Below are 15,226 nucleotides of genomic sequence, written 5' to 3' on the forward strand. Positions count from 1 at the left end.
CGATGATTGTTGAAAATGTAAGTTATGACGAGCAGCTCACGCAGTCCTCAACCTCAAGGCTTTGGTTACGGCAATAGTAGACGGTTTTAAGACCATTTTCCCATGCGGCCATGTACAGATCGAGAAATTCCTTGGCGCTGATTGTAGGTGTAACATAAAGATTAAATGATTGCGATTGGTCAATATGACGCTGGCGACGGCCGGCCGCCTTAATGCTCCATAATTGGTCAATATGGTGAGCTTCCTTATAAAACCACGTGTTCTGCGGAGAAAGATTTGGTGCAGTTTGAGGAATAATGGCGTTCTTCTTCTCCTCAACCCAGTACTTAGCAAAGATCGGATCGATGCCTGCAGTAGAACCACTGATTAATGAGGTGGAGCCTGTAGGTGCGATAGCGAATAACCAAGCATTGCGAAGGCCTTTGGAGGCAACATCCGCTTGTAGCTGCTTCCATTCATTACTTACATAATCGCGTCGTGTAAAGTATTCACCCGTTTGCCACTCGCTACCATCGAATTGAGAATAGGAGCCTTTTTCCGCTGCTAACTCCATGCTTGCTTTAATTGCACAATAGTTGATCCATTCATATAGCTCATCTGCAGCCTTAAGATGCTCTTCTGTCTCCCAAGAAATCTGATGATGGACAAGCCATTGATGATAACCGCTGGAGCCGAGACCGACGGCACGATACTTTTTGTTCGTAATTTCGGCTTGTGCACTAGGGTAGTGATTCAAGTCGATAACATTGTCCATCATGCGCATTTGAATCGTTACCGTCTCGCGGATTTCCTCTTTGGTTAGATTACGGCCTAGGTTAATAGAGGAAAGGTTACAGACGACGAAATCTCCCGCTTTGACTTGTGAAGTAATAATACCGTCTTCTTGTGTAACTGAGATCAGCTCGGCTGCGCTCATATTCTGGCAAATTTCTGTGCAAAGGTTAGAGCAGTATATCGTACCTTTATGTTTGTTAGGGTTAGCCCGGTTAACTGTGTCGCGATAGAAGACGAACGGCGTTCCCGTCTCGAAGCTGCTGGCGAGAAGCTTCTTCATAATATCGATAGCCGGAACCTCATCCCTCGATAAAGATGGATTCTTGACACATTCCGCGTACCGACGCTCGAATTCGTCCCCGTAGGAATCTTCTATAGAGTACCCCATCGTGGAGCGAATTTCATGTGGATCGAACAAGTACCATGTTCCACGCTCTTTAACAGTTTCCATAAACAGATCGGGAATGCAGACACCTGGGAAAATATCGTGTGCCTTCATACGATCGTCCCCATTGTTTGTTTTCAAGTTAAGAAAGTCGAATATATCCTTATGCCACACATCTAGGTAAACGGCAACCGCACCAGAGCGGACTCCAAGCTGGTCAACAGCAATAGCCGTATTATTGTAGTTTTTAATCCAAGGAATTACTCCCCCGGCGGCACCTTTGTACCCACGAATCGCAGATCCACGTGATCTAACCTTACCAACATAGATACCCATGCCACCGCCGAATTTAGATACCTGTGCGAAGCTCATGTCCGTATTGTAAATGCCCCACAAATTGTCCGGAACCGTATCAATGAAGCAGCTAGATAATTGATGGAACGGCTTGCGTGCGTTAGCCAATGTTGGAGTTGCAACGGTCATGCGCAAGGAGCTAAGAGCATCGTAAAACTTGCGAGCCCAATGAAGCTTGTCCTTCTCCTTCATCGCTAAATGCATGGCAACTCCCATGAAAAGCTCCTGTGGTAGCTCCAATGTTTCGCCCTGCAGTCCACGAATAGTGTAGCGGTCAGAAAGTGTCTTAATTCCGATATAGTTGAAGAGGTAGTCTCGTTCAGGTACTATATAATTGCCTAGCTCACGAATTTCTTCGCGGGTGTAATGCTCAAGTATATATTTGCCGTATTGGCCTTTGTCGGTTAGGTAAGTGATGAGGGAGTAGAAATCACCATATCCAAAATAGCCATACTTACGGTGCACTGCAGCTTCTTTATATAAATCGTATGCGTGAAGCTTAGCTGCAACAAATTGCCAGTCAGGCTCCTCTGCGGTAGTTTTTTCTACGGCGACACGAATGAGTGTGGATTGGATTTCTTTTGTCGAAATGTTGTTGCGGAAATGAGGTAGAAGAGCCGTTTCAAGCTCCAGGGGATCGCAATGGGGATACCCCACGCATGCGAAATCGATGACCTTCTTCATTTTAGAAAAAATAAGCTCTTCCACTTGACCATTACGTTTAATTATGTTCAAACTATTACACCCTCCGTCCATTGGTAACACAATATATTGTTTCCGTATGAAGAAACTATAACAATATATAGCGAGTGTCAAGGGGACATGACACAGTGGTTCAAGAGTCCCAATCATGAAGGAATTAGAAGGTAGAGGAAGCAGGAGGTTGTTTTTATGACATATTCAGATAGGATTCAACGTTATTTGCGGACTAATTTTCATGGAAAAATATTTAGAATCATGATGATATCCATAATTGTCACATTTTCCATAATCTATGCGATAGGACGAGTTGATGCTCATGCTGCTTTGGAGCAAACAAAGCCAGCGGCAAATTCTCGATTGGACGTTAGTCCGGAATCCGTCGAGATCATATTTAATGAGAGGCTGGACAGCGGGGGAGCTAAGCTTCAAGTCCTCAACGAATCTTCTCGGAATATTGCAAAGGGAAAGCTAGAAACGATTAATGAAGGCAAAGGATTGCGGGTAGCCGTTCCTAAGCTGGGTGAGGGTCACTATACGGTTTCGTATTCTGTCATTTCTGCAGATGGGCATCCTATATCTGGTGCATATATATTTACAATAGGTAATCCAGCTCCGCTGACAGATGCGAGCCAGTTAGATCCGCATCAGCAGGTTGGACATTCCCATGAAGGAAAGGGTGGCCTAACACAGCAATCCTTCCTCTTGTATACTGCTAGAATTTTATATTATGCGGGTCTTCTCTTGGTGGCGGGTCTCGCTATGTGGAGCTTGCTTCGTAAAGCTTCGCCAATTGTACGGGAGGCTCATACTAGGTCATTGGGGCTTGCCGGTAAGTTTGCATTACTCGCAACGTTAGTTTACGTGTTCTTCAGTCTTCAGGACCTGGGGCGGGGGGAGCCGCTTTCCGAGTGGGGACGTATATTAATGAACACGACAATCGGGAAGCTGTATTTGGCTGAGCTGCTGCTGGCGGTAGCGGCGCCTTTACTCCCTTCAATGGGCGTAGTGGTAAGGTTGTTCTGGGTTGCGGTTGCGCTGTTCGTGGAGTCATGGTCTGGACATGCCGCTGTGTTCGAGCCGATCGCTTATACGGTCGGGTTGGATTTCCTACATTTGGCCGCAGCTGCCCTATGGGGAGCAGGGCTCGTGCTGTTATTGGTTATTTGGAGGAAGGAAAGGCCGGAGGCTGGTAGATTTGCGCTCATTTTCTCGAAGTGGGCACTCATCTCGTTCGTTGTTTTGTGGGTAACGGGAATTTTATCTACGCTTAGCTTTCTTCCATCGCTTGACTATTTGTACTATACGCCATGGGGGACATGGTTATTGGCGAAGGCTGTGTTGACTGTTCTTGTGGGGATAACGGCATTCTTGATCCGATTGCGATTGAGAAAAGGAGACCTCCCCCGTGGAAGCTTGATTAAAATTGATGTCAGCTTGTTAGCAGCTATTGTGCTGTGTGTTGGAGTGTTAACCTATCAAACCCCTCTGCCAGCAAACAAAGAGTTGAACTATCATAAAATGGGCACTGAAATGCATGTAACGCTCAAGATTTCTCCTAATACGCCGGGGGACAATCAATTTAGTCTCAAAATCTGGCTACCCGTACAGAAGGGCGAAGGGATTCCTAAAAAGGTACAGCTTCGTATGCTCCCAGTCGACAAAGAAGGCGTAGGCTTTATCGATGTTCCGCTGGAACCTTATGAGGATACGGAAATGGATGCATTTCCTGATTATACGAAATCCACATATAAGACCCAAGGACCTTACATTCCTTTCGCAGGACAATGGAAAGCGCAAATCCGGGTGACAGACTCCGAGGATACGGAGAGAGTCGAGGAGACGACTTACCGGATTTACTAAAATCACAGTTATATAGAAGCGGAGGGAGCTGTCACATAAGGATTATGTGCAGCTTCTTTTGCTTTTTTTCTATTTAGTGACCCGGAAAAAGTAACATTAGAGAACGCACGGTACATTAACGCCCCCAGCCAGCTGCGAGTGCCCTAATTAATCAACCGTTGTTTCTGGATACGTTGTACGTAGCCGAGCTGTGAGCAGGTTTGCCGAGAGTGAAAATTGAGATAGCCCTTGCTTTCGTGATGATAATATCAGATTCTTATATAATAGAAAGGCTTTTAGAGCAATACGGATATCATCCTCACGGAAGAGGTGTGAAATATGGATAATCGAAGGAATGACCAGCGAATTAAATGGCTTATTTTACTCATTCCTACGCTAACAATCGGACTTTGGGAATATGTGCGGCATGCGTTCTTGCTTCCTTATTTATCAATGGACCTGGGTAATTTGCTTGCTCCTTTTATCGTGCTGGCCGTAACATTGACACTCGTTAGAGGCTTGTTCTCCCGGCTTGAGCAATCCCAGCAGGCGCTGCAAAATGAAAAGTCAACGAATGCAGCTCTCGAGGAGCGTGAACAGCTCGCTAGAGAATTGCACGACGGCATCTCTCAATCCTTGTTTCTTCTAGCAGTTAAGCTTGATCAATTAGATGAAATCCAAACGAATGAGCCTGTGAAGCAATTAGGAGCGGGTCTCAGAGAAACAGTAAGGGTCATGCATGAGGATGTACGACAAGCCATTGCTAGCTTGCGTCTTCCCCCTTCACCGGCAGCTGCTGCTTGGGTTGTGCCACTAAAGGAATTGCTTAGTGAAACTGCAGCTATAACAGAAGCGCAGGCTGAGTTTATTTGGAACATACCGGATGCAACCTTGACTGACAAAGAAAAGGTAGAGCTCCACGCTTGTTTGCGGGAGGCGCTTTTTAACGTTAGAAAGCATGCTAAGGCATCGAGGGTATTTGTAATTGGTGAACCAGATGACACCGGAGGATTTCGATGCGCGGTTGAGGACGATGGAGAAGGCTTCATTGGTGATCCGTTGTTTGCACCGGGAAGGTTCGGTTTAAGAATGGTAAGAGACCGCGCACACGGTATGGGATGGACCTTCAACGCTGAACGCCGCGGTGATCATACAGTTGTGGAGCTGCTTAAGCTGGGAGGAAAGAGCACATGAGCGATCCTATTCGTATTTTGCTTGTCGACGATCATCGTCACGCACGGGAAGGGATGCGGACTATTGTTTCCGCTGTTCCAGATTTTTTGATCATTGGGGAAGCCGCCACAGGAGAAGAAGCGCTACTATTGATGGACGAGCTGTTACCTGATCTCATTTTAATGGACATTAATATGCCAGGAATGGGTGGACTTGAAGCCGTTAAAATCATAAAAAGCGCGCACCCAAGTGTGAAAATAATAATGGTAACTGTGTCCGATGACGTTTCCCATTTATTCGAGGCACTCAAGAAGGGGGCGCAGGGGTATTTGCTTAAAAACCTTAACCCTTCCGCTTGGCGGGACTATCTTCGCGCGGTAGCATTTGACGAGGCGCCGCTCAATCCGGAGCTGGCTATGTCTATTTTGCGTGAATTCGCAGATGCAAAGGCGAAGAACTCACCGGCCTTCGTTAAAGAGAAGGAACACGAAAGTGACGGATTGACTCCACGGGAGAAGGGGATTTTGCAGGAGGTTGCGCGTGGGCAAAAAAACAGGGACATTGCGGTGTCCTTGGGCTTGTCGGAGCATACCGTTAAAAACCACCTGAAGAACATTTTGCAGAAGCTGCATTTAAATAACAGGGTCCAATTAACTCGCTATGCCTACGAACAGGGAATGGTAGAGACTGAATAGTGTAAATCCTTGATGGAAGACGCATGATTGTCACAAAAGCTATAGGCATATGACTCTTTCGAGTCATGTGCTTTTTATTAGGAGAAGCTATACTAGGGGATATCATCAAACTTTGGAAAAGAAAGGTCGGAATATATCCCATGAAAAAAAGCTTGGCGCTCACTCTTGTTTTATTATTCTCGATTGGTTTTGCTGGTCTGGCCAGCGCACACGTAACTGTCCAACCTAAAGAGGTTCCGGCAGGCTCCTATCAAGTATTCACGGTTCGTGTTCCATCTGAGAAAGATTCTGCAACGACTTCTGTAAAACTTGCTATTCCGGACAATGTTGCTGTAAGCCGCATTGAGCCTAAGCCGGATTGGACTTATGAGATTGAGAAGGGCGCGGAAAATAAATTCGTTAGCGTCACTTGGAAAGCAACAGGAAGCGGACTTGGCGCAACTGAATTCGGTGAATTCCGCGTACAGGGTAAAGTGGCTGACGATGCTAAGGAATTAGTGTGGAAAGCATACCAAACATACGCAGACGGCGAAGTTGTGGAATGGACTGGCGCTGCTGATGCAGACAAACCAGCCTCGGTAACTGCTGTAACAGCAGCTGCTGGCGGTGGCGATGGTCATGGTGCAGCAGGTGCTGGTACGGACAAAGATCATGATGGAGAAAGCCGCGATACGTTAACATTATCGCTTGCTATTGCAGGTTTGGCTGCTGGTGTATTGGCTCTGCTCATTGCTTTGTTCCGTAAGCGGGCGTAAAGAATATATATTTGTTTTGCCATACGGCTTGCTTGAACACTTTGCTTACCCTATAATGATCTGTAAATGTGAAATGCATTGATGGAGAAGAGTAAGCAGTGCCTTCTTTCAGGGAGGGAGCGCCGTAGACTGGGAGCGTTCCTAAGAAAATAGGCTGCTGAAGTTCGCTCCGGAGCAGTCCTTTGAACGATCGGCACGCCGATAAGTAGAAGGAACCGGCTGACGGCCCGTTACGCCGTATTAAGCGGGAATGTCTATGACGCGTAAACGTCTTTCGCAGCTCAATTGAGCCGTAGCGACATTTCAACAAAGGGTGGTACCACGGTCTTTTCGTCCCTTACGGGAGAGAAGGCCTTTTTCTATTTTAATACGATAAGGAGAGAATCGGAATGAAAGAACGATTAGAGGCTCTGCGACACGAAGCGTTGGAGCAGCTTCACAAGGTGGCGGATGCCGCAAGCTTAAATGATCTTCGCGTTCAATATTTGGGTAAAAAAGGACAGCTAACGGAAATATTGCGTGGTATGGGAGCATTAAGCGCTGAGGAACGTCCGATTATTGGGCAAGTTGGTAATGATGTTCGTGCTGCAATCGAGGCTGTCATTGCGGAAAAGCAAGACGGATTTGATCGCGCTGCGACTGCGCATCGTCTTCAAGCGGAGACGATTGATGTTACTTTGCCAGGCAAAGCAGTGAATTTAGGATCTGTTCATCCATTGAACAAGGTCGCTCAAGAAATTGAAGATATTTTTATCGGGATGGGGTACTCCATTGCTGAGGGTCCTGAAGTAGAAACCGATTTTTTCAACTTTGAAGCACTGAACCTGCCTAAAAACCATCCCGCACGCGATATGCAGGATTCCTTCTATATAACAGATGAAATTTTGCTTCGCACGCACACGTCTCCCGTTCAGATTCGCACGATGAAAGCGATGAACGGTCAAACACCAGTTAAGATCATTTGTCCAGGTAAGGTTTACCGTCGCGATGATGATGATGCAACACATTCGTTCATGTTTAATCAGATTGAAGGCCTCGTAATCGGACCGAATATTCGGATGAGCGATTTGAAGGGTACGCTGCTGCAATTCGTTCGTGAGATGTATGGACCGCAAATGGAAATTCGTCTTCGTCCAAGCTTCTTCCCGTTCACTGAGCCAAGTGCAGAGGTTGACGTGACTTGCGCGCAATGTAGCGGAAAGGGCTGTCGGATGTGTAAGCATACAGGCTGGATAGAAATTCTTGGCTGTGGCATGGTTCACCCGAAGGTTCTTGAGCACGGCGGCTACGATCCGAATGAAGTGACTGGCTTTGCCTTTGGAATGGGTGTGGAGCGTATTGCTCTGCTTAAATACGACATTGATGATATTCGCCACTTCTACGCTAACGACACGAGGTTTTTAACACAGTTCGCTAAGATTTGAGTGAATGAATTGCAGGATAGTATGACTAAAGAGAATTAGTAAGTTGAGTAAGCAGTTAGGGAGTAAAGGGCAATTACTTTGTGGAAAATGAGGGGAGTATCCCATGAACGTATCTTATCGGTGGTTATCCGATTATATCGATTTAAGCGGCATTACTCCGCAGCAATTGGCGGAAATGATGACTCGCGGAGGAATCGAAATAGATTCTGTACCGTCTAGAAATGCAGGTGTTAGTGGAGTTGTAGTCGGTTATGTAAAGACAAGAAACAAGCATCCTGATGCTGACAAGCTGAGTGTTTGTACGATTGATGCAGGTACCGGCGAAGATTTACAAATCGTGTGTGGGGCTTCGAATATTGATGCGGGACAGAAGGTTCCAGTAGCAATGGTAGGTGCGAAGCTGCCTGGAGGCTTGGACATTAAGCGAGCGAAGCTACGCGGTGTAGAATCTCAAGGTATGATTTGTTCAGCACGCGAGTTAGGTATTAACGATAAGCTGCTGCCTAAGGAGCAACAAGAGGGCATATTAGTGCTACCTGAAGAGACCGAAATCGGACGAGACATCTTAGATGTGCTTGCGCTGAATGACTCTATTTTGGAGCTTGATTTGACGCCTAACCGTTCCGATTGCCTAAGCATGCTGGGCGTTGCTTATGAGGTTGCAGCCTTGACTGGACTTCCGTTGGAGCTGCCAGATCCGAGTAAGGATCTGTTTGCAACAACTGAGCTAACATCCGACCACGTGAAAGTATCAATTAGCGCGACTGAGTTATGCTCCATTTATACAGCGCGTTATATTAAGGGTGTACAAATTGGACAAGCGCCACAGTGGATCCAAAATCGACTCATTGCTGCGGGAGTTCGTCCAATCAATAATATCGTAGACATCACTAACTATGTCATGCTGGAATATGGTCAGCCGCTTCATGCATTCGATGCTGCGAAGGTTGCTGGTGGTAAAATAGAGGTTCGTCAGGCAGTAGAAGGCGAAATACTTGTGACGTTGGACGACCAAGAGCGCAAGCTTGAGCCACAAATGCTCGTTATCGCGGATGCTGAGAAGGCGATTGCTTTAGCTGGTGTTATGGGCGGGGCGAATTCTGAAGTGACTGCGAGCACGACAGATATTATTTTGGAATCGGCCAAGTTTGAAGGTGGAACGGTTCGTCGCACATCACGGCAATTGGGATTGCGGTCTGAAGCATCGGTACGATTCGAGAAAGAAGTAGATCAAGCTAGAGTAAGGGCTGCACTTGATCGTGCTGCAGGCTTGATCGCTCGTTATGCTTCCGGTTTAGTAACAGAAGGTATAGTGGAGTCTGAGGTTTCAACTGTTGAGCCGGTTAAAGTTGAGCTGTCCTTATATCGTGTTAACGGAATGCTCGGCACTGAGCTGTCTTCCCTTGAGATCAAGACGATCCTTTCTCGCTTGCAGTTTGAGGCAGATACTAGCGGAGACGGCAGTTGGACTGTTACCGTACCATCACGAAGAGGGGATATTACCCGTGATGTCGATTTGGTTGAAGAAGTAGCTCGTTTGCATGGATATGATGAAATTCCGACCACTCTTATAGAAGGTCCTACAACAGCTGGTTCTCTAACGAAGCCGCAAGCGATTCGACGTGAATTGAGAAAAATAATGACAAGCGCGGGCTTACAAGAGGCGGTTTGTTATTCTGTTACTTCTCTTCAGCGTACGACTTTGTTCAAAGAGCTATCCGGCTCGGCGAAGCCAATTGCTTTAGCAATGCCGATGAGTGAGGAACGTAGTGTACTGCGTACGACTTTACTACCGAGCTTACTTGAAGCGGCAGCTTATAATCTCACTCGCAAAAATAATGACTTGGCGCTACTCGAAATCGGAAATGTATACCATTCTGATGAAGCTGTGCTCACGCGTCTTCCACAGGAGAAGCCACGTGCGGCGCTACTGCTTAGCGGGAATCGTCGTTTAGCTAGCTGGAATCGTTCTGCTGAACCGGTTGATTTCTATGATGCTAAAGGCATTTTGGAGAAGGCTTTCGAAAGATTTGGTTTGTCCGGAAAAATTGCTTATGCAGCAGCTCAGCCTGAGGGCTTCCATCCGGGAAGAACGGCATCTATTACGATTCAGACTGAAAGAGGCACTGAATCAATAGGTTTTGTAGGACAGCTGCATCCGGAGCTGCAGCGTGAGTTTGATCTTCCGGATACGTATATCGCGGAAATTGAGCTTACCCCTATTTATGAATATGCAGATAGTCAAATCAAATATCGTACGCTGCCTCGATATCCAGCAATGGAAAGAGATATCGCTATCGTAGTTAATCGAGACGTATCTGGCGGTGCATTAACAGAGGCCATTACCGCTGCTGGCGGACCATTACTGGAGTCTGTAAAGGTGTTCGACGTGTATACAGGAGATCGAATTGGCAATGACAAGAAGAGCGTTGCATTGGCCCTTGTATACCGTCACGGAGACCGCACATTAACGGACGAGGAAGTTACGGAAGCTCATGCCCTAGTTTTGACTCAACTGGAACAATCTTTCGGCGCGGAACTTAGAAAATAGGCAGGAAACAGTAAGGGAGGCAGCGAATACATCAAGACGCCGATTGGCTGAGATGGTTCGCTGCTTTTTTTTACCTACAAATTATTATAAAATGGAACATTAACTACGAACGCAATGGGGGGATCACGCTATGGATATTAATGACAAAACGCGTGTGACCGTTGACATATACGGAACGCAATATACTCTAACGGGCCACACCAGCACGGAATATATGAAACGGGTTGCCGCTATGGTCAACGAGCAGATGAGCAAAGTTAATAGCGGTTCACCTCGATTAGACTTACCTAAATTAGCGGTTCTTGCAGCTGTAAATATGGGCGATGAGCTCATGAGGCTTCGACGGGAAAGCGAACGGTTATTGCTGGAGGAGACTGAGCGTAAGCGATTGGCTGAAGAGCTGGAAAAATTGAAAGCGGAATCGGCTGAGGAGCTTATTAAAGTAAGGCAGCAGGCTGCGGAAGAGCTGAGCTCGGCTAAAGCCGAAGCGGTTGATGAGCTGGAGTTTCTTAAGGCTCAATCAGAGGAAGAGCTAGAGGACCTGAAGTCGAAAGCTGCAGAAGCTAAAGCGAAGATATTACAAGAGCTGGAACAGGTGAAGGCTGAGTCTGTACAAGCTAAGGCAAGGACTTCAGAAGAGCTAGAGCTAGTGAAGTCGCAGTGGAAGGAAGAGCTCGAAGCTCTGCGGGCTGACACCTCGGAAGAGCTCAATCGTGTGAAGGAGCAATCGGAGAACGAGCTTCAGGATGAGAGGGAGAAGGCAGCAAAAGCGCTTGAGGCTGAGAAGGCGAAAGCAGAACTAGAATTTGAAGAGGCTAAAATTAATGCGGAGCTTGAGCTTGAGAGCGTGAAGGCACTGACCTCCAAGGAAAATGAGAGTATAAAAGTAGAATCGGCACAGCAGCTAGAAGAGCTGAGAGCACAGTCTGCATTAGAGCTTCAAAGGGTGAAATCTGAAGCAGGACAGATCAATCAACGTTTGAAGACGGAAGCAGCTCAAAATATTGAGGCTGTGAAGTCACAGCTAACAGAAGAGCTCGAGCTCGTGAAGTCACAGGCAGCTCTTGATGTGGAGAGCGCACGGGAAGAGGTGTCTGGACTTGCTAACCAATTAGCGACGGAGAAAGCTGATTGGTTTAACAAGCAGACGGAGCTTAAGAATGGTTTTGCATCGGAAGTTGATACGTTGAAACAGAAGCATTCTAGTGAACTAGAAGAGCTGCTAAGCATTCACATCGTTGAATCTGAAGAACAAAGGCAGAAGCATGCTACTGAGATGGAAGCTGCTGAAAGCCGTAGATTAGCTGAAATAGAAGCTTTAGAGAGTCGAAGGAATGCGGAGATTGAAGCGATTGAGAATAAGAGAATAGCTGAAATCACATTGTTCGAAAATAATAAAGAAGCTGAAATTCAAGCGATAACAAGTAAAATGCAAGCTGAGCTCGACTCGTTGGAGAGCAGGACGAAAGAGGAAATACAGACTCTGGAACGGAAGCAGCAAGAGGAAGTTGAGTTGCTGGAAATGGAGAAGCAGCTTGAGCTCGAGGCTCTTAGAGAAGAGAAGCAAGCTGAGCTTCAAGCGTTGGAAGATAAGAGACAGGCTGAGATTGAGGCGCTGGAGAACGAGAAGAAGACTGAGCTTCAGGCTTTGGAAGGTAAGAAGCAGGCTGAGCTTGAAGTGTTGAGAGAAGAGAAGCAAGCTGAGATTGGTTTGCTGAAGAATGAGAAGCAAGCAGAAATTGAGGCGTTGGAGAGCAAGAAGCAGGGCGAGATTAAGTCGCTGTTAGAAGAGAAGCAAGCTGAGCTTGAGCTCTTAGAAATAGAGAAACAAATTGAGTTCGAGACGTTAGAAAGTAAGATGCAGGCACAGATTCAGCTGCTGAAAAATGAGAAGCAGGCTGCACTCGAGGCGCTGGAGAGCAAAAAGCAGAAAGAAATTGATTTACTGCAGGCTGAGAAGCAGGCAGAGATTGATACGCTGGAGAATGAGAAGCGGACTGAGATAAAGTCGCTCTTAGATGAGAAGCAAGCTGAGCTTGAGTCATTGAAAGAAGAGAAGCAAGCTGAACTTGAGTTGTTGGAAATAGAGAAACAAATTGAGTTTGAGTCGCTAGAAAGTAAGCTGCAGGCACAGATTCAGTTGCTGGAAAACGAGAAGCAGGCTGCGATTGAAGCGCTGGAGAGCAAGAAACGGGCAGAAATTGAGTTGCTGCAGGCTGAGAAGCAGGCAGAGATAAAGTCACTACAAGAAGAGAAGCAAGCTGAGCTTGAGTTGTTAGAAATCGAGAAACAAATAGAGTTTGAGTCGCTAGAAAGTAAGCTGCATGCACAGATTCAGCTGCTGGAAAACGAGAAGAAAACCGAACTCGAGGCATTGGAGAGTAAGAAGCAGGCAGAAATTGATTTGCTGAACAAAGAGAAGCAGATTGAGATAAAGTCGCTGTTAGAAGAGAAACAAGCTGAGCTTGAGCTCTTAGAAATAGAGAAACAAATCGAGTTTGAGTCGTTAGAAAGTAAGCTGCATGCACAGATTCAACTGCTGGAAAACGAGAAGCGAGCTGAGCTTCAGGCTTTGGAGAATAAGAAGCAGGCAGAAATTGATTTGCTAATTAACGAGAAGCAAGCTGAGCTCGAAGCGTTAGATAGCAAAAAGCAGGACGAAATAAAGTCGCTGTTAGAAGAGAAGCAGTCTGAACTCGAGTTATTGGAAATGGAGAAGCAGATTGAGCTCGAGACGTTAGAAAGCAAAAAGCAGGCAGAAATTGATTTGCTGAAGAAAGAGAAGCAAGCTGAGCTCGAGGCCTTAGAAAGCAAAAAGCAGGTAGAAATTGAGCTACTTGAAATCGAGAAGCAGAACGAGCTTGAAGCGTTGGAAAGTAAAAAGCAAGCTGAGCTTGAATTGTTGAAAGACGAGAAACAAGCTGAGCTTGAAGCGGTTGAGAGCAAAAAGAAAATTGAAATCGAATCTACAATTAGCCAGATGCAAGTTCAATTCGATGCATTAGAAAGCAAAACACGAGCGGAAATGGAAACATTGAAAAACCAATCAAGTCTCGAGCTACAACAGGTACAAACGGAGCTTCAAGATTTAGAAGCAATGTATACAGATGAGCTTGAAACAGTGAAATCTAATCTCGGGGCTCTTGTTGGAGAGCGTGAAGATTGGCAGACTAGAAGTCGTGAGTGGGAAAAATTACAAGAAAAGCTAGAAAACGATGTCGCACACTGGACAAGAGAAGCAGAGGATCAGCGGCGGACTGTCATCGAGCAGCAGGAAATGCTGCAAGATGTGGAAACGCAAACGACTGAACGGCTTAAATTGCTTGAATCAGTGCGCGATAAAGTTGAGTTAGAGCGGGAAGAGCTTGTCCGCCAGCTTAGCGAGCGGGACGACTGGGAGAAAGCGTGGAGCGACTCGATGAAGGAGCTGCAAGCGCGTCTCGCGTTGGCGCAGCAAGAGGGTAACGCCGCCACCGAGCGTGAGGCGGCATTAGAAGCCCGCCTAGCCGAGCTTAGCCAGGCAGAGAAGGGCTTGCGCGAAGCCGCGCAGCGTGCATCGCGCGAATTGGAGGCGGCGCGTACTGAGGCGGCCGCTGTTGGATCTCGCGAGGAGGAATTAACCGCGTCGCAGGAAGAGCTTCATGAGCAGGCTACGCGAGCAGATCGTTTGCAAGCTGAGCTTGAACAGCTTAAACAGGAGCATTTTGAGCTTAGCAATGAATATGCGAAGCTGCAGGTCGAGTACAATGAATGGATTGATCTGTTGGAACAATCCTAATATAAAAATCTATTTAACACACCGTGCACCTCTAATGACAGATATAGACTTCGAGTCTGTATTCGTCAATAGAGGTGCTTTTTCCACATAGTTGGAATACAAAAAAGGACTGCTACCCGCGATATCGCATGGTGACAGCCCTTGACCTGTTGTAAGTTAATTTAATTAGCTAACGACTAATTTCGCCTTCATTTGGTTATGACCGGCGCCGCACATGATGTTACATTTAATTTCATAGGTACCAGCGGGTAAATTGATTACTTCCGATTTGTTCCCTGTGATTTTAATGTTCTGACCGACAATTTCAATTCCGTGGGCACCCTTTGTGTTTTGCAGAGTGAGCTTAACAGGTGTATCTTTCGGAATCGTGTATTCCGCCTCATCGAATTCCCAAGAAGTAGCGGTAATGATGACTTCCGTCGATGCCGATTCAGTTGAGGCTGGTGATGGTGAGTTGCTACCAGATTCGGAATTATTCTTGCCACCACAAGCAGCAAGAGCAAGCATCAAGGCTGTTAGTGTTAGAAGAAGAGCGAGCTTTTTGTGCATTTTAATTTCCCTCCGTACCTATATGTTGCAGAAGGTGTTCGTTGTCATATATTTCTACTTGACCATCCCCTGCCCGTAAATATTGTACCATATGTCATTCGCCAAACCCATGTCAGAAGCATGACATTATTCCCTTTCCACGTGCGGAAACTCTCCCCCCGAAAAAAATGGTAAGGAATATGCTTCAACGTGAAAAACACCCTCCCCGCCGCGAGGGCAAAGGAGGATGCTTTGAGGTGAAAACAAA

9 protein-coding genes and 1 other annotated feature are annotated in these 15,226 nt (G+C 46.5%); of the genes, 7 read left to right on the forward strand and 2 right to left on the reverse strand.

Features of this window, described 5'->3' with window-relative positions:
• Positions 1 to 22: 22 nt before the first annotated feature.
• Positions 23 to 2,248 (reverse strand): ribonucleoside-diphosphate reductase subunit alpha, encoded by a 2,226-nt coding sequence (locus tag KCTCHS21_RS07800; protein WP_130606527.1) that lies wholly within the window; start codon positions 2,246 to 2,248, stop codon positions 23 to 25.
• A 156-nt stretch (positions 2,249 to 2,404) separates the two neighbouring features.
• Between KCTCHS21_RS07800 and KCTCHS21_RS07805 the strand changes: the two genes are divergently transcribed.
• From KCTCHS21_RS07805 to KCTCHS21_RS07835, 7 genes are all read left to right on the forward strand, one after another.
• Positions 2,405 to 4,075 (forward strand): copper resistance CopC/CopD family protein, encoded by a 1,671-nt coding sequence (locus KCTCHS21_RS07805; RefSeq protein WP_130606529.1) that lies wholly within the window; start codon positions 2,405 to 2,407, stop codon positions 4,073 to 4,075.
• A gap of 318 nt (positions 4,076 to 4,393) precedes the next feature.
• A complete protein-coding gene (locus KCTCHS21_RS07810; RefSeq protein ID WP_130606531.1) occupies positions 4,394 to 5,248 on the forward strand; it encodes a sensor histidine kinase in 855 nt (284 codons plus the stop codon).
• Entirely contained in the window at positions 5,245 to 5,922 is a 678-nt protein-coding gene (locus KCTCHS21_RS07815; protein ID WP_130606533.1) for a response regulator, read from the forward strand. Before KCTCHS21_RS07810 ends, KCTCHS21_RS07815 begins: the two co-directional genes overlap by 4 nt.
• Positions 5,923 to 6,062: 140 nt before the next feature.
• The gene (locus KCTCHS21_RS07820) at positions 6,063 to 6,677 is read left to right on the forward strand and encodes a YcnI family copper-binding membrane protein (RefSeq protein ID WP_130606535.1); all 615 of its coding nucleotides are present in this window, start codon (positions 6,063 to 6,065) and stop codon (positions 6,675 to 6,677) included.
• Positions 6,678 to 6,746: 69 nt separating this feature from the next.
• Positions 6,747 to 7,018, forward strand: a binding site (T-box leader).
• Positions 7,019 to 7,066: 48 nt separating this feature from the next.
• Positions 7,067 to 8,101: a phenylalanine--tRNA ligase subunit alpha gene (gene pheS / locus KCTCHS21_RS07825; RefSeq protein ID WP_130606537.1), complete on the forward strand. Its 1,035-nt coding sequence runs from the start codon at positions 7,067 to 7,069 to the stop codon at positions 8,099 to 8,101.
• Between the two features lie 103 nt (positions 8,102 to 8,204).
• Positions 8,205 to 10,652, forward strand: a complete 2,448-nt coding sequence (gene pheT / locus KCTCHS21_RS07830) for a phenylalanine--tRNA ligase subunit beta (protein WP_130606539.1) — start codon at positions 8,205 to 8,207, stop codon at positions 10,650 to 10,652.
• Between the two features lie 130 nt (positions 10,653 to 10,782).
• A complete protein-coding gene (locus KCTCHS21_RS07835; protein WP_130606541.1) occupies positions 10,783 to 14,430 on the forward strand; it encodes a hypothetical protein in 3,648 nt (1,215 codons plus the stop codon).
• A gap of 165 nt (positions 14,431 to 14,595) precedes the next feature.
• Here KCTCHS21_RS07835 and KCTCHS21_RS07840 read toward each other — a convergent pair whose 3' ends face one another.
• Positions 14,596 to 14,979, reverse strand: a complete 384-nt coding sequence (locus tag KCTCHS21_RS07840; protein ID WP_130606543.1) for a cupredoxin domain-containing protein — start codon at positions 14,977 to 14,979, stop codon at positions 14,596 to 14,598.
• Between the last annotated feature and the right edge of the window lie 247 nt (positions 14,980 to 15,226).

Origin of the sequence: Cohnella abietis, assembly GCF_004295585.1 — a bacterium.
Lineage (GTDB): Bacteria > Bacillota > Bacilli > Paenibacillales > Paenibacillaceae > Cohnella > Cohnella abietis.